Source organism: Kocuria sp. CPCC 205258, from assembly GCF_040981005.1.
Lineage (GTDB): Bacteria > Actinomycetota > Actinomycetes > Actinomycetales > Micrococcaceae > Kocuria > Kocuria rosea.
The window spans coordinates 360,808-382,478 of the sequence record NZ_JAVKPS010000003.1 but is presented as its reverse complement, the minus strand read 5'-3'; the positions used below and the strand labels follow the sequence as shown (position 1 = coordinate 382,478).

Here is a 21,671-nt window from a genome sequence, read left to right as displayed (position 1 = left end):
CGGTGCGTGCCGATCCCGACCCGAGGAGCACCTTCCCCATGACCACCGTGCCCGAGCACCAGCCCGAGTCCGCCCCCCTCACGATCACCGTCGACGGCGAGCAGCGCACGGTGGGGACCGGGACGTCCGCCGCGGACCTGTACCGCGAGGACCGCTCCGTGGTGGTGGCCCGGGTCAACGGCGTGCTCAAGGACCTCGCCACCGGGCTGGCCGACGGGGACGCCGTGGAGCGGGTGCTGATCTCCGAGCCCGAGGGCCTCGAGGTGCTGCGCCACTCCGCCGCCCACGTCATGGCCCAGGCCGTGCAGCAGCTGCACGAGGACGCCAAGCTCGGCATCGGCCCGTACATCACCGACGGCTTCTACTTCGACTTCGACGTCGAGCAGGCGTTCACGCCCGAGGACCTCAAGGCCATCGAGAAGCGGATGCAGCGGATCGTGAACTCCACCCAGTCCTTCCGCCGCCGTGCGGTGAGCGAGGATGAGGCCCGCGCCGAGATGGCGGACGAGCCGTACAAGCTCGAGCTCATCGGCCTGTCCCAGGGCCCCGGCTCCGGCGCGGACGTGGACGCCGCCGCGGAGGGCGCCTCCGTGGAGGTCGCCGCCGGCGAGCTGACGATCTACGACAACGTGGACCGCAAGACCGGGGAGACGGTCTGGAAGGACCTGTGCCGCGGCCCGCACCTGCCGGACACCAAGCTGATCGGCAACGGCTACGCCCTGATGCGCTCGGCCGCCGCCTACTGGCGCGGCTCCGAGAAGAACAAGCAGCTCCAGCGCATCTACGGCACCGCGTGGCCGTCCAAGGAGGACCTCACCGCGTACAAGAACCGCCTCGCCGAGGCGGAGCGGCGCGACCACCGCCGGCTCGGCTCGGAGATGGACCTGTTCTCCTTCCCCGACGAGCTCGGCTCCGGCCTTCCGGTGTTCCACCCCCGGGGCGGGATCATCCGCAAGACCATGGAGGACTACTCCCGGGAGCGCCACACGGAGGCCGGCTACGAGTTCGTCTACACCCCGCACATCACCAAGGGCCACCTCTACGAGGTCTCCGGCCACCTCGACTGGTACCGCGAGGGCATGTTCCCCGCGATGCACGTGGACGAGGAGCGGGACCCGCGGACCGGGGAGCTGACCAAGCAGGGCCAGGACTACTACCTGAAGCCCATGAACTGCCCGATGCACAACCTCATCTTCCGCTCCCGGGGCCGCTCCTACCGGGAGCTGCCGCTGCGCCTGTTCGAGTTCGGGCAGGTCTACCGGTACGAGAAGTCCGGCGTGGTGCACGGCCTGACCCGGGTGCGGGGCATGACCCAGGACGACGCCCACATCTACTGCACCCGGGAGCAGATGAAGGCGGAGCTGACCACCACGCTCGGCTTCGTGCTGGACCTGCTCAAGGACTACGGGCTGGACGACTTCTACCTCGAGCTCTCCACCAAGGACCCCGAGAAGTTCGTGGGCTCGGACGAGCTCTGGGAGGAGGCCACGAACACCCTCGCCGAGGTCGCGGCCGAGTCCGGGCTGGACCTGGTCCCGGACGCCGGCGGCGCCGCGTTCTACGGCCCGAAGATCTCGGTGCAGGCCAAGGACGCGATCGGACGGACCTGGCAGATGTCCACCATCCAGCTCGACTTCAACCTGCCGGAGCGCTTCGACCTGGAGTACCAGGCCGCCGACGGCACCCGGCAGCGGCCCGTGATGATCCACCGCGCCCTGTTCGGCTCCGTGGAGCGGTTCATGGGGGTGCTCGTGGAGCACTACGCCGGGGCGTTCCCGGCGTGGCTGGCCCCCGTCCAGGTCGTGGCCATCCCGGTGGCCGAGGCCTTCAACGACTACCTGCAGGGCGTGGTGGACACGCTGCGGGCCCGCGGCGTGCGCGTGGAGCTCGACGCCGGCTCGGACCGGTTCCCCAAGAAGATCCGCACCGCCTCCAAGGAGAAGGTCCCGTTCGTGCTCATCGCGGGCGGGGAGGACGCCGAGGCGAACGCCGTGTCCTTCCGCTTCCGCGACGGCTCCCAGGACAACGGCGTCCCGGTCGGCGAGGCCGTGGAGCGGATCGTGGCGCACGTCCAGCGCCGGATCAACGAGGAGCCGACGGCCGCCGCCGCCGAGGACCCCCTCGCCGCCGCGGAGACGGCCGGGGTGGGGCAGTGACCGGTACGGCGCCCGACGCCGGGCCCCCGCACCACTGGATCCGCCAGGACGAGTTCGAGATCCCCGGGGTGCCCGACAGCTTCCAGCGGCTGTGGACCCCGCACCGGCTCGCCTACGTGCGCGGCGAGGACCCGTCCGTGCGGGAGGACCCCGGGTGCCCGTTCTGCAACGGCCCGCAGCGCGCGGACGAGGAGTCGCTGATCGTCCACCGCGGCGAGCACTGCTTCGTGATCCTCAACCTCTTCCCGTACAACCCCGGCCACCTCATGGTCTGCCCGTACCGGCACGTGGCCGATCTGACGGAGCTCGAGCCGGCGGAGCTGCGGGAGCTCACGGACCTGACCCGCACCGCGGTCGCCACGATCCGCGGCGTCGCGTCCCCGCACGCCTTTAACGTGGGCATCAACCTGGGGGCCGCGGCCGGCGGCTCCCTCTCGGGGCACCTGCACCAGCACGTGGTCCCGCGCTGGAACGGGGACGCCAACTTCATGCCGGTCCTCGCCGGGACCAAGGCCATCATGCAGACCCTCGGGGACACCCGCCAGGACATCGCCGACGCCTGGCCCGCGGCCTGATCCGCGTCGTCGTCACACCCGGGGCGTCCGCCCCCGGGCGCCGCGGCGCTCAGCCGCGGGCGTCCTGGGCGGGAGCACCGCGCCGCCGGTGGACGAACTCCTCCCGCGGCTGGAGTCCGCGCCGCTCCAGCAGCGCGCCGAGGTGCGGGCGGCGTCCCAGCAGGGCTTCGAAGGCCTCCATCGGGGCGGTCTCGTTGCCCCGGGAGAGCACCTCCGCGGCGAAGCGCCGCCCGTTCTCCCGGGTCGGTCCGCCGCGGGACGCGAACCACTGCGCCGTGTCGGCGTCGAGGATCTCGGACCAGATGTAGGAGTAGTAGCCCGCGGAGTAGCCGCCGGCGAAGATGTGCTTGAAGTACCCGGTCCGGTAGCGCGGGGCGATGCCGTCCACGTCCACCCCGGCGCGGGCGAGCGCCTCCTGCTCCACGGTCCGGGGGTCCGGCAGCTCGGCGGGGTCCTCGATCCCGTGCCATGCGAGATCCAGGTAGGTCGAGGCGAGGTACTCGACGGTCCGGTAGCCCTGCCCGTGCGCGGAGGCCTCCCGCAGGCCCGCGAGGGTCTCCTCGGGGATCGGCTCGCCCGTGCGGTGGTGGCGGGCGTAGTGCCGGAGCACCTCCGGGTGCAGCACCCACATCTCGTGCACCTGGGAGGGGTACTCCACGAAGTCCCGCGGCACCTTCGTCCCGGAGAATGAGGGCAGGTGCACGTCGGAGAGCAGCCCGTGCAGCGCGTGGCCGAACTCGTGGAAGACCGTCACCACCTCGTCCAGGGTCAGCAGCTTGGGCCTGCCCGCGGGCGGCCGGGTGAAGTTCGCGTTGTTGACGACGACGGGGCGCTGACCGGTCAGCCGGTTCTGGTGCACCAGCGATCCCATCCAGGCGCCGCCCTGCTTGGTGGGCCGTGTGAACCAGTCGCCCAGGAACAGTCCCACGCCGCGGCCCGCCTCGTCGGTGACCTCCCACACCCGCACCTGCGGCAGGTAGCCGTCCAGGTCGGGACGCTCGGTGAAGACCAGCCCGTAGAGCTGCCGGGCGGTGCGGAAGATCCCGTGCTCCAGCACGGACTCCAGCTCGAAGTGCTCCCGCAGCGCGGAGGCGTCCACCGCGTAGCGCTCCCGGCGCAGCCGCTCGGCCCAGAACGGCCAGTCCCACGCCTCGATCGGGTGCCCGGCCAGCTGCTCGAGCTCCGCCCGCTCCTCGAGGGCGTTGCGCACGGCGGGGCCGGTGATCCGCTCCAGCATCTCGTGCACCGCCTCCTGGGACGGGGCCGTGTTCCCGGCCATGACGTGGTCGCCGTGGCTGCGGTAGCCGAGCAGCCCGGCCTGCTCCGCGCGCAGCCGGGCGATCCGGGCGGCCACGGGAACCAGGTCCGTGCGGCTCTGCGAGCCCTCGCCGCCGTGCTCGCCGGTGCCGCGGTTGACGGCGGCCAGGTGGATCCGCCGGCGCACCGCGCGGTCCGTGAGCACCGACAGCACGGGCTGCACGGTGAACAGCGAGGGCGTCAGCAGGTACCGGCCCGGCATCCCGTTCTCGGCGGCCGCGGAGGCGGCGGCCTCGACGTCCGTGGGGGACAGCCCGTCCAGCTCCGCGGGGTCGTCGACGACCACGGCGGAGGCGTTGACCTCCCGGATCAGGTCGTTGCCGTAGCCGATGCTCAGCTCCGAGAGCTCGTCGTTGATCTCCCGGAGCCGCCGCTGGTCGTCCAGGGTCAGCTCCGCGCCGGAGTTCGCGAACCAGGAGACGTACTCGTCCAGGGCGCGCCGCTGCCACGGCTCCAGGTCGGTGCGGTCCACCCGCCGGACCCGGGCGTAGAGCTCCTTGTTGAGCGTGAAGTCCGCCTTGTGCTCCGACAGCCGCGGGGCGAGCTCCTGGTAGATCCGCTGGATGCCCTCCGTGTTGTGCGCGGCGGTCAGCGTGAAGAAGACCGACTCGACCCGGTCCAGGGCCAGGCCCCCGCGCTCGAGGGCCTCGATGGTGTTGGCGAAGGTGGGCGGGTCCGGGTCGGCCAGGATCGCCCGCACGCACTCGAGGTCCTGGGCCATCGCCGCCTCGAAGGCCGGCAGGAAGTGCTCCTCCTCGATCCGCCCGAAGTCGGGCAGCTCGTAGGGGAGCGGGCTGGGGCGCAGGAGTGGGTTGTCCAAGGGCCGGCTTCTGTCGTGGTGGGCGGACGGGTGCGACCAAGACTAGCCTCCCGGTGCAACGGGTGTGGACGCGGGTGTCGCCGCCGATGACGACGTCGACGACCCCTGACGGATCGGCCAGACTGGACATCGCCCCGAGGGTCACTGACGGTTTCGGGAGTGGCCGCAGAGATGCCTGCGTCCGGAGAAGGAGTGACTTGCTCATGACCCACCCAGCGGGGGAGTACGACGTCGTCATTGCCGGCGGTGGACTTGCCGGGCGCAGCCTCGCCTTCTTCCTGAGCCGGGAACCAGCGCTGTCCGGGGCGCGGATCCTCATCATCGACGACGCCGGAGATCGATACCCGCACCGCTCCCTGATCTACTGGCACGACGACGCCCTCCCGTTGCCCCTGACGCCCGCAGCCACGTTCACGAGCCTCGCGGTTGACGCAGGACCTGCCCAGCGGGTGCTGCCGCTCGAGCGCCACCGCCTGTGCCTCACCTCGTCCCGGGCCGTTTTCCGATGCCTCGACGACGTCATCGATGCCAACCCCCAGATCACCCGGCTTGACGCACGAGTTTCACGAGTACGGGCCCGTGCCGACTCGGTGGACGCGGCCCTCTCCGACGGCCGGCTCGTCACGGCGTCCCACTGCTTCGACAGCACCTTGCCCCCCACCGGCATCAGGGCACCACTGCTCATGTCGGGTGAGGTCCGTCGGGTGCGGACTGCGCACGACTCCTTCGACCCGTCGATCGCCACCTTCATCGATTTCCGGTCCGGTGAGCACCACCCCGTGCACTTCCACTGCGTCCTGCCGCTCTCAGCCCGAGAAGCCGTCGTCGAAGTCACCCGGATCATGCCGGGGAGGACCCCCACCCCGGAATTCTCGTTCGAACAGGCAACGTCGGACTACCTGCGCCAAGTCTGGGGTGTGAACGAGTACTCGTCGTTGTCCGTGGAGCGAGGATCCATCCCCTTGGGCATCCGCCCCCGCTCTCCCCGCGGCCGCCATGTGCGCACCGGATGTCCCGCCGGGGCCGTCAAGGCCACCACAGGCTACGGCTTCACCCGGATCCTTCGTCAGACCCAGCACCTCGCCTCCACGCTGGCCTCCACCGGGTCACCTGACGCTCCCCGGCCGTCCCCACGCTTCCGCTGGTACGACAGGCCCTTGCTCAAGATGTGGGAACACGACCCGGAACACGCGGTGCACTTCATGAAAGCCGCGTTCACCTCCGGCGATGCTGATCTCGTCCTCGACTTCCTCGACGAACGGACCACGTTCGCACAGGAACGGCGGCTGCTCGGGTCCATGCCGGTCACGATGCTCCTGCAGCCGCGTCTCTGGATCTGAGCCCGTCATCAGGACCTCTCGTCCGGCCGAACCGGAACACCAACGGTCGGCACGCGGTCGCAACAGTTTCGACACCGGGGCACGGGGATCGCCGCGGGCCCCCGACGTCGTAGCACCCTGCCCCGCAACGGGAGGTGGGGCTGTGCGCGGATTTCGACGGCCGGGCATGTGCCGTCGAGCGCGCGGACGACGGCGGTCACGCTGTGGCGGTGTCCGGGATGGATAGACTCGGGGAGTGCTTCATCAGTGAGGCGCAGCGGATCCAGGGTGCGTGGTCGCCACCGGGTATTTTTTGGGGGTAGTCATGGCTTCTTCGGACCGGACGTCGCAGGCCGACCCCGTCGGACTGACCGAGATCGCCGATGCGCTGGTGGGCCTGGGGGAACAGCTGCGCAATGCATCGGCCGACACCCTCGTGGAAGCGGTGATCGAGTACGCGGTGGAGGCGCTGCCGGGGGCGCGGTGGGCGAGCATCACCACGTTGGGCCAGGGGAGGTTCCGGACCCTGGCCACCACCGCGGAGACGGCGTGCGCGGCGGACGCGCTGCAGTACGAGCTGGGTGCGGGCCCGTGCGTGGACACCGTGCTGGAGGACAGCGTGCACTGCTCAGCGGATCTGGCCCACGACCCCCGGTGGCCGGTGTACGGGGCCCGCGTCGCAGAGGAGCTCGGGGTGCGCAGCGCGCTGGCCTACCGATTGACCCTGGTGGCGGATCCGGAGCTGATCGCGGGACTGAACCTCTACTCCGACGTCACCGACGCCTTCGACGAGCACACCCAGTGGGCGGGCACGCTGCTGGCCACGCACGCCGCGTGGGCGGTGTCCATGGCTTTGAGCCGGCATCGGGCCGAGAACCTGGAGGCCGCGCTGCGGTCCAACCGGGAGATCGGCACCGCGATCGGGGTGCTGATGGCCCAGCACAAGCTCACCCGGGACCAGGCCCACGAACTGCTGCGGGTGGCCAGTCAGGACAGCAACCGGAAGCTGGCCGAGCTCGCCACCGAGGTCGTCGAGACCGGGGAACTCTCCCTGCCGCGCCGGCCCGCCCGTTCTGCACCGCGGTCCCGGGACCGCTGAGGTCACCTGCTCGTGCAGAGGTGCGTCAGGACTCCTCTGCGCTGTCCTGGTCCCGAGTGCGGTGCTCGTCCTGCCCAGTGCCGTCCTGGTCGTCGCGGTCGAGCATGTCCGAGGTCTGCGGGATCCGCCGGGGCCGCTGCTCGTCCAGGAGCTCGTTGGTGGCATGTGCCAGCAGATCGCGCTGCAGGACCGGCAGGGTCAGGGAGTGGTGGAGAAAGGCGTCGACCTCCATCTCCCCGGCGTCACCGCCGATGCTGAAGTAGTGCACCCACAGCTGCCCCACCTCGATCCCGGCGGCCTCGAGGGCCTGGCGCACCAGGTGGGCCTGCTGGCGGCCTGCAGCACTGTCGTCCATCGCCACCGCACTCCTCAGCCGGTCGTGTCCACGGCTCGTTCCACGACCCGGCGCGCAATCTGCGCCAGCGGCCGGCCCTGGACCTGGGAAGCGTCGATCAGCATCCGCCGGGCGGTCTCGTGATCGGTGGCGTGGCGTTCCATCAGCATCCCGGTGGCGGTCTCCACCGCGGTGCGGTTGGTGATGGCCTGTTGCAGCGAGGCGCTGAGCCGCTGCGGGGCGTCACTGCCCTGGGCCGCCCCGAGCAGGGTGCCGGCGGCGGAGGCCAGCAGTACCAGCTGCTGCTCCGCCCGGGCGCTGAACGCGTTCGCCGTGGTGGCGTAGATCTTCATCGCCCCCAGGCAGTTGTCCCGGTAGAGCACCGGGGCGCTGAGCACCGAAGCGATCCCAGCCCCGGCCGCCGTGCGGGACCACTCCGGCCACCGAGTGTCCGCGGCGGTGTCCTCCAGGCGCTGGACGGACTCGGTGGCCCAGGCGCTCAAGCACGGGCCGAGCCCGAGCTCGTACTGGGCGGTGTCGGCGGTCTCCACCAGGGTGTCGGTGGCCGCGGTGGAGGTCCGGCGTCCGGTCTCGTCGATCAGCGAGACCCCGGCCCCGGCCGCGGAGCCGATGAGGTCTCGGGCCGCCTGGGCGAGCTGGGCGGCGGCGGCCTGGGCGGATTCCTGGCTCAGCAGCATGCCCTGGATGCGTGCGAAGACCGGGGTCAGGTCGGTGGCCGCAGCGGCGGTGGTGGGTTCCATTGGGGGCTCCCCGGTCGGTCGGGCAATTCCGGGCCCCTGCAGGACGCGCGAGCCAGGGGGTCACCCCGTGCAGGGGACCCACAGTGCTCGGCCGCCCCTCGTCCTCAACGATACGCCAGCAAGGATCCGCCGGAGCAGCACCCGGACCGGCACGGCGTCCCCGATCACTGGTGCAGGGAGATGTCCGAGCAGATCCGTTCCCCGGCTGTCGCGTCGGGAATGGTCTAGGCTGTGACGTGGTCGAACAGCCGGCCCCACCCTCCCTCGTCCCGGGGGACCGCCGTGAAAGATCTGCTGTGTCCGACCCCAAACTCTCTGTGCTGGTGCGCGTGGACCTCGACGGCCGGCACCTGCGCCTGATCGTCACCGGGTGCCTGAGCGCCGCCAACCAACAGGCCCTGCACCCGGTCATCGAGCGGGCTCGCACCCTCACCCCCGCCGCGGAGGTCCTCGTCGACCTCACCGCGGGCGATCCCCCAGAACCGGCGGCCGTGACGCTGTTGCGCGCCGGCATCGACCAGCAGTGCCGCGATCGTCCTGGGGGGCGGGTGCAGCTCGTGCTGCCGGAACCAGGGGCAACCACCGACCAGCGGCCGCGGGCCGGGGGCGTTCTGCTCAGCGGCACCGACCGGGCGGCACGTGCCGGGTGGGACACTCGGTGAAGGTCGTGGTGTTCGGTGCGGACACGGACGTCGGACGTGAGACCGTCACGGACCTCGTCTTCCGGGGACACCGGGTCAGCGCCGTGCTCACTGATCCGGCCCAGGCACCGGCGGAGTGGGCAGACCGGGTGCACCTGCGCGTCGGGGACCCGTTGGATGCGGCCGTGATCGACGAGGCTGTGGCGGACAACGAGCTGGTCATCGACGTACTGTGCGCCGCACGCAGCCGACGGCGGCCGAACCCCACCGTGGACGCGACCCGAGCCATCGTGGACAGCATGGCCGGCCACGGGCGCACCCGGTACATCGGTCTGCAGCCGGCGACCCTGGTCGACCACACCCGCTACCCGGACACCTGGCGGCGGACCGCCCGGCTGCTCTGGCGCGATTGGTGCCCCCAGCTGTGCCAGGAGGCGGCCGCCGACTTCCATGCCATCGCCTCCTCCGCGCTGAGCTGGACGCTCGTGCGCCACGCGCCGCTGACGGACGGACCGGTACGCGGGGTCCGCCACGTCGGCATGACCCACCGCGACGTGGTGGGGTCCTCGATCACCCGCGCCGACACCGGCCGGTTTCTTGCCGCCCAGGCGCTGGAGACCACCTACATCTGCGCCGCCCCGGCCATCAGCAATTGAACCCCAGCACCCCACGGGATTCGTGGTGGTGCTGAACGGCAGGCGGCGGCCGGGTCGTTCCGAGCGCCTGCCTCGTGGGGGGAGCACCACGACCGGACGCCTCTTGTCCTTCTCACCAGGGGAGGGTAGTGAGCCGGCCGCAGCAGCACGGACCTGACAGGGGGCAGCGCGTGGCTCGGAACGCTCCGGGCACTGCGTCCGGGACGGCGGTGGAACCACCGTCCCCTGCTTCAAGCCGGCACCACTACGACCTCGGGCGCGACGCCGGGGAGGTGGAGATACAGGCCTACCTGTACGAGGCCCTGCACCTGTCCCGCCTCCAGCGCAATGTCCTCGACCGCGCCGCCCACGACCTCATCACCTACTGACCCGCCGCACAGGTTTGCTCATCACGAGGTGGTGGTGGCACCGATCCCACAGGGCACACCCAAGCATGTTGGCCAGTGCAGGGCTGGTAAAGGGGGGTGAAGGCGGTGATGACGGGATGGCCAACGGCAGGGTCACCTGGGAATCTGCATGGTCTCCTCGTCGAGGTCCTCGAGCACCCACTCCGAGAGCTGTCCGGCCGGGACGACGACCGTACCGGCTCGAGGCTGCTGGTCCTGCTGGGTCGGTGCGGGAACGTCATCGGCCTCGGCGATGTAAACGGCCAGCGCTGCCGCGTAGCCGCTCACCAGGACCTCCCTCCACGCAGGGTGGTTGGCGTAACCGTGGTGACCCGGATCGGGGCTGCGCAGCTCCAGCCATTGCGCCCGAGGCAGTGCAACAGAAGCGGGAGGGGGTATCCGGCATTGATGCAGGACCCAGGTGACGTCGGCCCAGCGGCCGGCGGGAGTCTCCACCATGGGGTAGTAGGTGGCGATCCAGTGGGCGGGGAATGGGGGCGCAATTCGACTGCCAGAGCCCCGGAGACAGAGGATGTCATGCCTTTTTCCAGTTTACAGGTCAAGGATCGGGACGGCCGGGGCTGGGCGGCGACGCCGGGTCGGGAGGGAACCCCGTCGGCAATATTCCAGAGTAACCACTGAGCTGATCACTCAGGAAGCAAACTGAACAAGATGACAGCGACTCGTTTCTCACGCCATGGGATGCGAGACGTCTCGTCCGAGAAATTTGCGCCCGCATGTTTCCGCGAATCGGGGTGTCTCGCATCCTTGTGCTTTATCCATGGCCCTAGAATCTGATACTCAACGTCAGTTGCGAGACAGATGAGGTGGACATGGGGAAACTGATCGGGTACGCGAGGGTGTCGACGCGGCAGCAGGATGCCGACCGCCAAGTGTCTGACCTCCTGCATGCCGGCGTGCGGCGCGATGACGTCTATGTCGACAGTGGAGTGTCTGGAGGTCGTGCGTCGCGTCCGCAGTTCGACCGGGCGGTCGCTGCGCTCGAGGAGGGCGACACGCTGGTGATCACCACGCTGGACCGGCTGGGCCGCTCGACGCAGAACATGCTGACCTTCGCCGAAGCACTGCGGGGTAGAGGTGCCGGGCTGCGGGTGCTCAACCTGGGTGGGGGAGACGTGGACACCGCCACTCCGATGGGCTCAATGGTGTTCACCGTCATGGCGGCTCTGGCGCAGATGGAGCTGGAGATCAAGCGAGAGCGGATCACCGATTCGGTGGCCAAGCGGAGGGCCGCCGGCAAGGACCTCGGCGGCCGCCGACAGACCTTCACCGACTCCCAGATCCGCAACGCGTTGAGGCTGATCGAGTCCGGGGAGCCGGCCACCCAAGTCGCCCGGGACCTTGGCATGTCTCGCGCGACCTTGTACCGGCGGATCCGAGAGCTCCCGCAGGCGACGACCATCTGAGACCTTCGTTGCCTGTGGACACCATGATGCGAATGAGGCACCTGAGCGGGCATTTCATCGCGCGGGGTAAACGGGCATGGCAACCACCTCTGGTTGCCTGAGCTCCGCGCGGGCGCATCCGGGACCGCTTGAGGTCCCTTTAAAGCACGTCGCATGCGGCATGGGGTGACGAGGGTTGATTTGCCTACACCGAGGCGTCTGAGCTGGTTTAGCGCCGTAGCTCGAGTTTAGGGATCGTCGCGCGTATCCCGCATCATAGCGACGAAGTAGCCGATATTTCCGATGAGAGCCAGGACGCCACCAATGAGAACCATTCGGTGGCCAGTGATGATACCGATGACAAGAAACACGAGGATAGGAATCATATAGAGGAAAGCCGACCACTTCGCGCGGGACCGAAGCGACGCTGTCCAGAGCGGTTCTTTCTCAGGGCGCACGGATCGGTCCTCGTACTTTCTCTAGGTCAGAAAAATCAGGTATCTATAGCTAACCAGCTGAGGTTTGGCAGGGCAGTGTCGGCGCTGTCCCCTCTTGCGCGTACCGCGACTGGCGTGCGTGTATGTGGAATGCCGCCGCCGAAGGCCCGTCGACCTCGGCGGCACGTCAAGCTTGAGACGGCGAATTGATGCGTTGATCGTTCCCTAGAAGGGGCGTCCGGTGCGGCGGAAATGTACGGCGTCGATGACGACGAAGATGGAGCCGAGAAAGGCCAATCCGGATCCGATCATGAAGATGCCGGCCGGGAGAATTGGGACCCCCGTCGGATCTTGGGCACGCGAGACTTCCATGAGCACGAACATGGCCAGGGCGGCACCGACACCGGCCCCGGTGAGGGTCAGGCCGAAGTGGCGGGCGGATCCGGTGAGGTCCGTCAAGATCGCCTTAATGGCATGTGTCCAATCACCCGAGGGCTTGGATGAGCGTGGCCCCTGTTTCAGCGCCCAGAAAAAGACCAAAGCACCCATGAGCAAGGCAACACCTGTGATGATGACGAACCCTGTTTGGTTGTAGACGCCCATGGCGATGACGCCCAGTGCACCCACGACCAGGAGGCTGGCGTAGACGAGAACAATCGCTCTCATCGGGCCCGCCGGGCGCTGCGTGTGCACCAGAGCTGCGCCTGCTTCCGCATCGTTGGACTCCTCAAAGGAGATCTATTCGAATAACCTTCCTGGGGCGGGGGCCTGTCTTCTAGAACTATCAGCGCCCACTTCCGCCTACTAGCCACATAGTCGTGGTCCCACCGTGACTATGGCGGTACCGCTACTGGGCGGCCGCATCCCGGGCATTGCAGTTGAGGTTAGTAGATAAACAGCGAGGCAATCCCTGCAAGTAGGAGAACGATGGAGGCGATGAGCAGGAGAAACGAGTACTTCTGGCAGAGGTCGACCGCTTCCTCGATCGTGCTGTGGCGATCGAAGGCCAGCACAGATTTCATGCCCCACTTCGCCATGGGCAGCCTCTTCTTGTAGATGAGGTGCATCGCGAAAGTCATCACGGACCCGGCGAACAAGAACCACCAAATGCCCTCGTTGCCGCCCCTCCAGTCGAGGCCCAACAGGACAACGACCAGGGTGAAGACACCCATGGCCAGGAACCCGGAGAACGTCATGATGATGTGCGTCTTCGCGTTCACGGGTTCACCTCCAATGATGGGCCGGCACGACACGGTGGCCGTGACTGTGCATGATGGTCGCTCTGCTCATGAGCTCAGGCCGGCGAGCAGCACGGTCAGCGGCAAGATCGCGGCCACAGCGTAGATCCACCACCAGCGGCCAGCGGCCGCGGCGTACATGGACGGGTTCTCCTCGGGGCGGGCGGGGCCGTTGAAAGCGGTGTAGATCGCCTCACCCAACCGCCCGGCAAAGAACCGCGCCATGACCGCGCCCACGGTGAGGATCAGGCTGATTCCCACCGGGAAGCCGACCGTCACCCACACAGGCTGGGAGTCATCCAGTGCGGTGAACAGCATGAGCGTCATCGCCGCGGCCACCGCCGCCGTGGCCGTGAAGATCGAGGCCACCACCAGTTGCGCGGCCAGCGGACCAGCAGCATCTGCAGTGGAAGCCAGGCGTCGAGCGACCATGCCGCGGGCGTAGACCACGGACAGAGCGAGCACCATGACGGCCACGGCCCCAAGTAGCGCGATGGATGTCATGGCTGCCCCCGTTCATGGGGCTGACGCCACCACATGTTCACTCCAGCAAATGTACTGGTGTGGACGTTACCGCACCCCTTGCCCTTCGACTGAGGCCAGAAGAGACGACAACAGGAGGCGCCTGGGGACGGCCTATCCGGTGCAGTTGGGGTTCCTCGCATCGGACGAAGTCGGGGGAGCCCCAAATGATCGCCCAGCGGAGCCGAAAAGGGGACTGTGCGCGATGCTGCCGTGTGTCAGGATGCTTAAAGAATGGGAGTGTGTGTCGCTTGCATATTGCCTGGAGCACCCCGTCGGAGTGGGGAAAGCAGGAGTTGGCAGGCTCATGAGCCAAAATTTTAGTGGGGGTGGAACGGTGGGGGTATCTTGAAGCCGAGTCGCTTTCCCTTAGTTATCGCAGGATATGGGACTTTTCTTTTAGTTGTCACGATCGTCTGGAATATCATGGCAGCCAGGGAAGTGTTTCCCTGGCTTGTTATATTGTTTTGTGCTGCGGTGTTGGTTATATCGTGGTTCCCCGTGCTTATGGAGTGGCGAAAATATAGACAGCAGCAAAAACAAGGCTAATTAAATATGAGGCCTCAGCTGTGGTGAATATTGATTCGGGTTTCCGCGCGGGGGTCTCCTTCGTGTTCTTGAGTCGTCTTCACCTCCCGGGCACGGACGATCCTGGCGGCGGGAGGACGGTGATCATTGCGTGCAGGGATGCAGTAGGGGTTCCTTAGAAGCGGCGTCCGGTGCGGTGGAAGTACACGGCGTCGACGACGAGGAGGGCTGCGCCGAGGAAAGCCAATCCACATCCGAGCAGGAAGATTCCGGCCGGCAGGAAGGGGAACCCCGTGGGGTGTTGGAACCGTGATACCTCGATGAGCGCGAACATGGCCAGGGCGATGCCGACGCTGGCCCCGGTGAGAGCGAGAGCAAACCGGCGGAAGGATCCGTCGACGCCAGGCCGCCCTGGTCTGGCGGCAGTTGCTCCACCACCCGCATTCCCGGATGGGCCCTGCCCTTGTTTCTGTGCCCCGAAGAAGACCACGGCGCCCATGAGTAGGACCACGTTGAAGCCGACAAATGATCCGAGTTGGTTGTATACGCTCACAGCGACGGCACCCAGCGCGCCGAGGATCAGCAACCCTGCGTAGACGAGGGCGGCAGCTCTCACTGGATCCACCGGCTGTTGCACGCAAAGCAGAGCTGGGCCTGCCGCATCGTCGGACTCCTTGCGGTTGAGCGATCTGGGCAATCCCTCCGGGCGAGGGCCTACTGACAGACCTATCACCGCCCGGCACTGCCCACCATCCACATAGTCGTGGTCCCACGGCAATCACGGCGGAGCCACGATGGAAGGGCCACACCTCGGGCATTGCGGTTGGGGTTCCCTAGTGATGCCTCGTTAGGTCCCGCCCATGTTCTGGCACCGAGAGCAGGCACTGGGCCTAACGAGGGCTCTTCTCACCGTGGAGGGGCGTGGTGAGACATGCAGTAAGCGCCTCCGGCCCCTGCGAGGCGGCGGCTCGTACAGTGAAAGCATCTACGGAAAGGCCGGTGCTGGGTGCGACGAGTGATGCGCGTGCACCCGACCAGCGTGTACCTCGTGTTCCAACTCCTGACCCTCCTCGCCTCGGGTCTTCTCGTCGCAGTGATGTCCGCAGGAGAAGTGTCATGGCGGCAATGGCTAGGCATGTGGGCAATGCTGGCCGTCGTGGGCGGGGTCTGGACCCAAGTGGTGTGGGATCCCTGTTGGGCGGCAAGTGCCGACTATGAACTGCCCACCACCGTGCGTATCGCGGTGATGACCTTGGCCGGTGGGGCCCTGTTCGTGCCGTTCTGGTTCCTGGACCTCGTCCACGATGGCGGATGGTTGTTCGTCGGGGCGCTACTTGCTCCGTACGGGGGCTTCTGCGGTGCGCTGGGCGGCGTTGCCTTCGCCCTACGAGAGCGCCGTTCCGCCTTGGGGTCCCGCACATAGCGATCAGGGGCGGGGCACAGCCATCTGTGGAGCGGTGCGTGTGCCGTTGCTGCAGTTGCCTTTCCCGCCGGACGTGGCGCCGGTGTCTTAGGAAGTGGTGTATGTCGCCGTCGCGCACCGGTAGCCACCATGTCAGGGAGATCAGGGCGCTCGAGACCGCGGCGTTATGCTTCACGGGTGACTCCAGAGGAACTATCCGCCGCCATTTCCGCTTCTTTGCAGGCCGCCGTCGAGGCCGGTGACCTCCATGTCGACCTCCCGTCGGAGGTGCGTGTGGAGCGACCGAAGAACCGGGAGCACGGTGACTGGGCCACGAACATCGCCCTGCAGTTGGGCAAGAAGGCGGGGATGAATCCGCGCGAGTTCGCCCAGGTCCTCAGCGACCGACTGGCCGGCATCGACGGCGTCAAGAACGTCGACATCGCCGGCCCGGGCTTCCTCAACATCACCCTGGACGCCGGCGCGGCGGGCGAGCTCGCCCGCACCATCGTCGAGGCAGGGTCCGCCTACGGCACCAACGACGCCCTGGCGGGCCACACCATCAACATGGAGTTCGTCTCGGCGAATCCCACCGGGCCATTGCACCTGGCCCACACCCGCTGGGCCGCACTGGGCGACTCGATCGCGCGTGTGCTGCGCGCCAGCGGTGCGGCGGTGACGGCGGAGTACTACATCAACGATGCCGGAACGCAGATGAACACCTTCGCCGCCTCCGTCCTGGTCACCATCAAGGGCCGACCGGTCCCGGAGGGCGGTTATCCGGGGGAGTACATCGCCGATCTTGGCCGCCAGGCTCTGGCTGCCCGGCCGGAGCTGGCGGACATGGATGATGATGAGGCGCTGCCGATCGTCCGGGAACTGGCCTATCGGGCGCAGATGGCCGACATCGAGGAGACCTTGGCCGACTTCGGGGTGCACTTCGACGTGTTCTTCTCTGAGTCGGCCCTGCACGAGGGCGGATCGGTGGGGCAGGCGGTGGACCGCCTGCGGGAGCAGGGACACGTCTTCGACCTCGATGGTGCCGTCTGGCTGCGCACCACCGACTTCGGCGACGACAAAGACCGGGTCCTCATTCGGGCCAGCGGTGAGCCCACGTACTTCGCCTCCGACGCGGCGTACTACCTGTCGAAGAAGGACCGCGGGTTTCCCGAGAAGATCTATCTGCTCGGCGCCGACCACCACGGCTACATCGGCCGGTTGCAAGCCATTGCCGCCTGCGCCGGGGACGACATGGAGCACAACATCCAGGTGCTCATCGGCCAGATGGTGTCCGTGAACGGAGCCCGCCTGTCGAAGAGAGCCGGGAACATCATCGAGCTGCGAGATCTGTTGCAGTGGCTCGGCAAGGATGCGCTGCGGTACTCGCTGGGCCGATCCTCGGCGGACTCGGCGATGTCCATCGATCCGCAGCTGCTGCAGAAGAACACCAACGAGAACCCGGTGTTCTACGTCCAGTACGCCCATGCCAGGACCCACGCCGTCGCCCGCAATGCGGTGTCGGCCGGCGTGGACACCAGCAGCTTCGACGCGGGGTCGCTGGACCATCCCACCGAGAGTGACCTGCTGGCCGCGCTCGGGCAGTTCCCCGGCGTGGTCGCTCAGTCGGCGACCTTCCGGGAACCACACCGCGTCGCCCGCCACCTCGAGGTCATCGCCGGCACCTACCACCGTTGGTATGACGCCTGCCGCATCGCTCCCCAGGGAGACGCCCCGGTCCAGGACGTGCACCGCTCGCGCCTGTGGCTGAACAACGCCACCCAGCAGGTCCTGGCCAACGGCCTCGACCTCCTCGGCGTTTCCGCACCCGAGAGGATGTAACCGGGCACGCAGCAACCTGCCCCGTGACGGATTCAGTAGAGGTTGGATCATCGCACGCGCTGAAAAGTAACCATGTCACTCAAATGTCCATCCTTGCTGGGAAAAGTGACACCAGGGGAGTTGAGGCGCCCCAAACTCCCTGAGGCCGGGCCTGCCCGGTGTTTCAGGGTGGTAGGCGACCCGTCAGTTCTTGAGCCACCTGTACGGCAGCAGGTCGCGCAAGCTCACCACGTGCTGGCCCCCGACGAGTACCTCAGTGTCGAGGTTCGCCCCCGCCAGTTGCGAGATGAACTCGCGGCACCGTCCGCACGGCGCCAGCACGTGGCCATGATTGTCGACGGCAACCATTCGAACCACCTGACTCTGCCCCGCTGTCAGCATGGCGGCCGCTGCGGCATGCTCAGCACAGAACCCGACTGATGAAGAGGTGTCCACGCAGACACCGACGAACACTTCTCCTGCTGCCGTCTCCATCGCGGCACCGACCGTCCCACAGGTCGCTGTTTCGGAGAGCCGACGCGCGACGGTGACAGCCCGCGCCCGGGCGATCAAACCTTTGAAGTCATCAGGGATCGCCGCCAGGTCCATGGCGCCAGCCTACTGAACACGGGACTCGCCCACTGCTAATAGAGCCCGCACCAGATATGAGATCAGGGACTGCTGAAGCTTCGGTTGACTGCTCCGCCCACCGCGTTGCGGTGAGGGTTCCGGTGTGCACGATGGTCGCATATGCAAATATGGGTCCACACCTGACCTGCAACGAGCAGGGGTGACCGTTCCGGCTTCTGAGCGGGCAAGGCCGAGAGGTCAGGACCGATTCGTCGAAGAGGCGGCGTCCTTCAGGCGCTCGAACAAGGGGGACTTGATGGGCACGGACAACTGGGGATCGATTTTCGTCGGAGTGCTGGCCCTGACCATGGGCATCATCGCGATCGTGGCCCGCAAACGCCTTGCCTCGGGCATCGCGGAGGGGCAGCGGACTATGTTCGGGCGCGCGGGGGAGAAGATCGCGCGTCAGTCCAAACCGGCCGGCCTGCTCGTCGCGGGCATTGGCGGTGTGCTTATCGGCGTGACAGCCATCATCTTGGGCATCGTCCTGCCCCCCGAAGCCTTCTAAGCCCTCGTCCGGTCCACAGCACCAGAGAAAGGACAGCCCACCATGTGGTGGCCAGCCATCATCATCGGCAGCGTCATGCTCCTGACCGGACTGGTCTTTGCCTTCCGGCGACATGCGCTGGCTCAGGCCTACGCTGCCCGACGCACACCCTTACCCCGTGATCACCCGCAATACCGGGCTGATCCAGCCCTGGGCCCCGGGGTCTTTCTGTTGGCCGGCATCGTGGGCATCCTCGGCGGTCTGGCCGGCCTCTGGGCTGGCATCTTCTAGAGCCTGCTTCCCGGCCATGCCAGCACGCTGCGGCGGAGCCTGATTCAGGGCTGATGGAGAGTCGGTGGAGCGCTGTCATGTAGCGGTGCGCATGAGGTTCCTCTGTGCGTCTGCGCCTATGAGTGCTCTCAGAGCGCGCCTTGATCATGGGTGCCGGCGGGCAGCGGTGCCATGGTGGTGACAACGACGGGCTTGGCGGTCAGTCCGTCGATGAGGTCGTTCAGGCGTGCGACTGCGGGCCCTTCGGCGTGTGCTGCGAGGTCGCTGTCGGAGGCCCATTTTTCAATCATCACGATCGACTCGTCCGCGGCGTCGTGAATCGCGTAGAGCAGGCATCCTGGTTCCTCGTGCACAGCGGGAATGGCTTGCTGCAAGGCTTCGATGAGCCGGTCTCGGGAGCCGGTGGCGGGGGTGAACACGGCGGTGACGACAACAGTCATGAAGCTGTCCTTCCAGGTGGTGATGTGGAGATAGCTGAGCGGGGTGGAACGACAAAGGTAGTCGACTGGAACAAGGTGCGCCCGATCATCACGCACACACGGCTACCCACTGGCATTGCAGTGCATGTTCCCTTGCGCCGCGTATCCGCCAGGTCTCGGCGGGGCGCTACAGGGCGTGGAGGTATCGCCGGGTGTATCGCTGCTGCAGGCGATGGCTGATCGGCGCCAGGGCACGAGACCACCACGTGCCCGGCCGGGAGAAGGCGGTGATGGTGAACACGACGGTGTCGTCCTCGCGCCATTCGACGCAGAACCTCTCCTCGCCCTGCTCCGGGTGGCCCTGCAGGGTCCCGTAGGCGAAACCCCGCCGGCGCTCTTCCTCCACGACGTAGACCACCTGGCAGCCGAAGGAGATCCGCAGCAGGTGCCGGCCCAGGCGCAGACGAACGCGGCTGCCCTGCTCGACCCGGGGTGTGCTGGCCTCGACGGTCAGGCCGGCTTCTCGGTGCATCTGCCAGCTCATCAATCGATCGGCGGCGCGGTGGAACGTCGGCTTTCCGTGGCCGATGACCCGGTGGACCCGCAGATGGTCGTATCCGTCGGGCAGCTGCCCTGCGGTGGCGCCGATCTCCGGGTAGGTCAGCGGGCGGTCGAGCAGAGTCATAGCGCTCACTATGCCAAGGGGGCGCTTTACATATGGCCGGATACCGGCCATCACGCGGCGGGGACTCTTGCAACCACCGCAAGATCCCGGGCTCCCCTGATTGTGCATCTCATCGTGCGGGTCTTACGTGGTGCTACGTCCGTGGGAGGATCGCTGCCGCGATGACCGAGTTCGCGATGACGGCGGCCATTGTGCGGGTCACCGCGTCAGAGGCCGCAGTAGCGCCCCAGTCACCGCGCTCGAGTTCCTTGCCGCGGTTGTAGACTTCGCCGCTCCACGGAATATCGCGGTGGAACTGGGGAAGCGTGCCACTGGCCGAGAGGAGCGCGATACTCGCGGCGATCCGCGGCTCGGGCTTCTCGCCGTCGATGAGCGCGGCACGCACCTTGATCACCAGTTCTGCTCGGCGTTCGCTCCCGAGGGTGAGCTTCGCCGTGGGAAAGATGCCGAACAGTTTGCCCCGCTCACGGTTCACGTCGCCGCGCTCGATCAGGCGATTCAGCACGGGCTCGCGCAGGTTGGGGCCGACCGCGGCGAGGATCGTCTGCAGATTCCGTGGCTTCTCCGACACGTAGGAGAGCGCGGACGCGAGGATATCGTCGGTCGACGACGCATCGCCCACGGCGTGCACGCGCGTGCTCAACGGCCCGTGTTGGTGCACCTCCACCCGGCCGGTGAGCGCGAGGTCGCCGAGGACCGCTCCACCTAGGACATAGAAGAGGATGTTCTCGCCGGCGATCGTCCCTGAATCGGGCTGGAAGAGCAGCAGGAGCACGTCCTCGACGAGCAGCGGCCCGTCGGCCATTCGGGCTGTGCCCCCGTCGGTGGTGCGCGAGTCGAGGTGCTCACTCATGGTGATCTCCCGTTGCGTCGGTGTCAGGTGTCGACTCGGATCGTGCACCGAGCTGCTCGGACACAATGACGCTGGCACGGCCGAGGACATCCAGTTGAGCCTCGTTGTAGAGCTCCACGACGGTCGCGAGGAACACCTCCTGGGTGATCGCCGGTCCCTTCGACATCCGCCCTTTCTGGTCGGTGAGCCACGGATAGTCGGTGAGGTGCTGGGCAAGCTGCGGGGCGAGCGTCTCGGCGAGTCGCTGTCGCTGTGCGTCGCCGGCCTGGGCGGACAACGCGTCGAACTCCGCGCTCCCGTCGTCCGCCTCGGACTCCACCATCGTCTTCAGGTCTGCCATGGCGGATTCGTCGTAGAGCTGGGTGTACACGAGCATGAGGGCACGGTCCGGGGCCGACAATCGCCCGGCGACATTCTCGAAGCCGGCCGGCACGTCGGTCGCCGTCGTCCCGGCCAGGATCGCCTGGATCTCGGCACGCGCACGCTGCAACCGTTCGATGCTCACGGCCAGGTCGGCATCGATCGCCCGCAGGGCCGCCCCCGGCGTCTCCCCACCGACACCCACCGACTCGATCTGCCCCAGCGGTACGCCGAGGTCTCGGAGCCTGAGGATCTGCAGGAGCCGGACGAGGTGCTGTGCGCCGTACTGCTTGTAGCCGTTCGACATACGTTCGGGCGGCTCGAGCAGACCGGACCGGTGGTAGTGGCGGATCGTGTTCACCGTCGTTCCGGCGAGCTCCGCGAGTTCACGTGTGCTCCAGGCCATCACGGGCTCCCATCGTGGGGCTGCCTCCGGACGGTCCAGGAGCAGCGGTCGAGACCATTCAAAACCCTGTCCTGGGAACAGGGTCAAGCCCGATGCCCCCCAGCCGAGAGAAAGCACAGCAGCGC

The 21,671-nt window shown here is 67.5% G+C and carries 25 protein-coding genes; 12 read left to right on the top strand and 13 right to left on the bottom strand.

Features of this window, described 5'->3' with window-relative positions:
• Positions 1-38 precede the first annotated feature (38 nt).
• Together thrS and RF644_RS07785 are read left to right on the top strand one after the other, a co-directional pair.
• Complete coding sequence (gene thrS / locus RF644_RS07790) at positions 39-2,156, top strand: threonine--tRNA ligase (RefSeq protein ID WP_368796107.1); 2,118 nt, start codon at positions 39-41, stop codon at positions 2,154-2,156.
• Entirely contained in the window at positions 2,153-2,731 is a 579-nt protein-coding gene (locus RF644_RS07785) for an HIT domain-containing protein (protein WP_017834420.1), read from the top strand. Before thrS ends, RF644_RS07785 begins: the two co-directional genes overlap by 4 nt.
• A 49-nt stretch (positions 2,732-2,780) precedes the next feature.
• On the opposite strand, the gene RF644_RS07780 is transcribed toward RF644_RS07785, so the two are convergent.
• A complete protein-coding gene (locus RF644_RS07780) occupies positions 2,781-4,868 on the bottom strand; it encodes a M3 family metallopeptidase (RefSeq protein ID WP_368796106.1) in 2,088 nt (695 codons plus the stop codon).
• A gap of 203 nt (positions 4,869-5,071) precedes the next feature.
• Here RF644_RS07780 and RF644_RS07775 point away from each other — a divergent pair, with 203 nt between their 5' ends.
• Both RF644_RS07775 and RF644_RS07770 read left to right on the top strand, forming a co-directional pair.
• Complete coding sequence (locus tag RF644_RS07775; RefSeq protein ID WP_368796105.1) at positions 5,072-6,208, top strand: lycopene cyclase family protein; 1,137 nt, start codon at positions 5,072-5,074, stop codon at positions 6,206-6,208.
• Positions 6,209-6,512: 304 nt separating this feature from the next.
• Complete coding sequence (locus RF644_RS07770) at positions 6,513-7,286, top strand: ANTAR domain-containing protein (protein ID WP_368796104.1); 774 nt, start codon at positions 6,513-6,515, stop codon at positions 7,284-7,286.
• A gap of 25 nt (positions 7,287-7,311) precedes the next feature.
• Here RF644_RS07770 and RF644_RS07765 read toward each other — a convergent pair whose 3' ends face one another.
• The gene (locus tag RF644_RS07765; RefSeq protein WP_368796103.1) at positions 7,312-7,641 is read right to left on the bottom strand and encodes a hypothetical protein; all 330 of its coding nucleotides are present in this window, start codon (positions 7,639-7,641) and stop codon (positions 7,312-7,314) included.
• A 14-nt stretch (positions 7,642-7,655) separates the two neighbouring features.
• Positions 7,656-8,381: a GAF and ANTAR domain-containing protein gene (locus RF644_RS07760; RefSeq protein WP_368796102.1), complete on the bottom strand. Its 726-nt coding sequence runs from the start codon at positions 8,379-8,381 to the stop codon at positions 7,656-7,658.
• Positions 8,382-8,677: 296 nt separating this feature from the next.
• On the opposite strand from RF644_RS07760, the gene RF644_RS07755 reads away from it, so the two are divergent.
• From RF644_RS07755 to RF644_RS07745, 3 genes are all read left to right on the top strand, one after another.
• Entirely contained in the window at positions 8,678-9,043 is a 366-nt protein-coding gene (locus tag RF644_RS07755) for a hypothetical protein (RefSeq protein ID WP_368796101.1), read from the top strand.
• Positions 9,040-9,678 (top strand): NAD(P)-dependent oxidoreductase, encoded by a 639-nt coding sequence (locus RF644_RS07750; protein ID WP_368796100.1) that lies wholly within the window; start codon positions 9,040-9,042, stop codon positions 9,676-9,678. Before RF644_RS07755 ends, RF644_RS07750 begins: the two co-directional genes overlap by 4 nt.
• Positions 9,679-9,887: 209 nt before the next feature.
• A complete protein-coding gene (locus RF644_RS07745; RefSeq protein WP_368796099.1) occupies positions 9,888-10,046 on the top strand; it encodes a hypothetical protein in 159 nt (52 codons plus the stop codon).
• A 132-nt stretch (positions 10,047-10,178) separates the two neighbouring features.
• On the opposite strand, the gene RF644_RS07740 is transcribed toward RF644_RS07745, so the two are convergent.
• Positions 10,179-10,352: a hypothetical protein gene (locus tag RF644_RS07740; protein WP_368796098.1), complete on the bottom strand. Its 174-nt coding sequence runs from the start codon at positions 10,350-10,352 to the stop codon at positions 10,179-10,181.
• Between the two features lie 545 nt (positions 10,353-10,897).
• Between RF644_RS07740 and RF644_RS07735 the strand changes: the two genes are divergently transcribed.
• Entirely contained in the window at positions 10,898-11,491 is a 594-nt protein-coding gene (locus tag RF644_RS07735) for a recombinase family protein (RefSeq protein WP_368796097.1), read from the top strand.
• Between the two features lie 641 nt (positions 11,492-12,132).
• Here the strand turns inward: RF644_RS07735 and RF644_RS07730 are convergent.
• The 4 genes from RF644_RS07730 to RF644_RS07715 form a co-directional block, all read right to left on the bottom strand.
• Positions 12,133-12,600 carry a hypothetical protein gene (locus RF644_RS07730; RefSeq protein WP_368796096.1) on the bottom strand — a complete coding sequence of 156 codons (468 nt, stop codon included), beginning with the start codon at positions 12,598-12,600 and terminating at the stop codon, positions 12,133-12,135.
• Positions 12,601-12,791: 191 nt separating this feature from the next.
• The gene (locus RF644_RS07725; RefSeq protein ID WP_368796095.1) at positions 12,792-13,127 is read right to left on the bottom strand and encodes a hypothetical protein; all 336 of its coding nucleotides are present in this window, start codon (positions 13,125-13,127) and stop codon (positions 12,792-12,794) included.
• 66 nt (positions 13,128-13,193) lie between these two features.
• The gene (locus RF644_RS07720; protein WP_368796094.1) at positions 13,194-13,649 is read right to left on the bottom strand and encodes a hypothetical protein; all 456 of its coding nucleotides are present in this window, start codon (positions 13,647-13,649) and stop codon (positions 13,194-13,196) included.
• Between the two features lie 721 nt (positions 13,650-14,370).
• Entirely contained in the window at positions 14,371-14,811 is a 441-nt protein-coding gene (locus tag RF644_RS07715; RefSeq protein ID WP_368796093.1) for a hypothetical protein, read from the bottom strand.
• A 408-nt stretch (positions 14,812-15,219) separates the two neighbouring features.
• Between RF644_RS07715 and RF644_RS07710 the strand changes: the two genes are divergently transcribed.
• Together RF644_RS07710 and argS are read left to right on the top strand one after the other, a co-directional pair.
• Positions 15,220-15,618: a hypothetical protein gene (locus RF644_RS07710; RefSeq protein WP_368796092.1), complete on the top strand. Its 399-nt coding sequence runs from the start codon at positions 15,220-15,222 to the stop codon at positions 15,616-15,618.
• 177 nt (positions 15,619-15,795) lie between these two features.
• Positions 15,796-17,436 (top strand): arginine--tRNA ligase, encoded by a 1,641-nt coding sequence (gene argS, locus RF644_RS07705; RefSeq protein ID WP_368796091.1) that lies wholly within the window; start codon positions 15,796-15,798, stop codon positions 17,434-17,436.
• A 183-nt stretch (positions 17,437-17,619) separates the two neighbouring features.
• Here the strand turns inward: argS and RF644_RS07700 are convergent, their stop codons facing one another.
• The gene (locus RF644_RS07700) at positions 17,620-18,024 is read right to left on the bottom strand and encodes a cytidine deaminase (RefSeq protein ID WP_368796090.1); all 405 of its coding nucleotides are present in this window, start codon (positions 18,022-18,024) and stop codon (positions 17,620-17,622) included.
• A 277-nt stretch (positions 18,025-18,301) separates the two neighbouring features.
• On the opposite strand from RF644_RS07700, the gene RF644_RS07695 reads away from it, so the two are divergent.
• Both RF644_RS07695 and RF644_RS07690 read left to right on the top strand, forming a co-directional pair.
• Positions 18,302-18,553, top strand: coding sequence for a hypothetical protein (locus RF644_RS07695; protein WP_368796089.1), 252 nt, complete (start codon positions 18,302-18,304; stop codon positions 18,551-18,553).
• A 42-nt stretch (positions 18,554-18,595) separates the two neighbouring features.
• Positions 18,596-18,823, top strand: a complete 228-nt coding sequence (locus tag RF644_RS07690; RefSeq protein ID WP_345310532.1) for a hypothetical protein — start codon at positions 18,596-18,598, stop codon at positions 18,821-18,823.
• A gap of 128 nt (positions 18,824-18,951) precedes the next feature.
• Here RF644_RS07690 and RF644_RS07685 read toward each other — a convergent pair whose 3' ends face one another.
• The 4 genes from RF644_RS07685 to RF644_RS07670 all read right to left on the bottom strand — a co-directional run bounded on the left by RF644_RS07685 (position 18,952) and on the right by RF644_RS07670 (position 21,546).
• Positions 18,952-19,263 carry a putative quinol monooxygenase gene (locus RF644_RS07685; RefSeq protein ID WP_368796088.1) on the bottom strand — a complete coding sequence of 104 codons (312 nt, stop codon included), beginning with the start codon at positions 19,261-19,263 and terminating at the stop codon, positions 18,952-18,954.
• A gap of 166 nt (positions 19,264-19,429) precedes the next feature.
• Positions 19,430-19,927, bottom strand: a complete 498-nt coding sequence (locus tag RF644_RS07680; RefSeq protein ID WP_368796087.1) for a DUF1990 family protein — start codon at positions 19,925-19,927, stop codon at positions 19,430-19,432.
• 133 nt (positions 19,928-20,060) lie between these two features.
• The gene (locus tag RF644_RS07675; protein ID WP_368796086.1) at positions 20,061-20,780 is read right to left on the bottom strand and encodes a GPP34 family phosphoprotein; all 720 of its coding nucleotides are present in this window, start codon (positions 20,778-20,780) and stop codon (positions 20,061-20,063) included.
• Positions 20,773-21,546, bottom strand: coding sequence for a MerR family transcriptional regulator (locus RF644_RS07670; protein ID WP_368796085.1), 774 nt, complete (start codon positions 21,544-21,546; stop codon positions 20,773-20,775). Before RF644_RS07670 ends, RF644_RS07675 begins: the two co-directional genes overlap by 8 nt.
• Between the last annotated feature and the right edge of the window lie 125 nt (positions 21,547-21,671).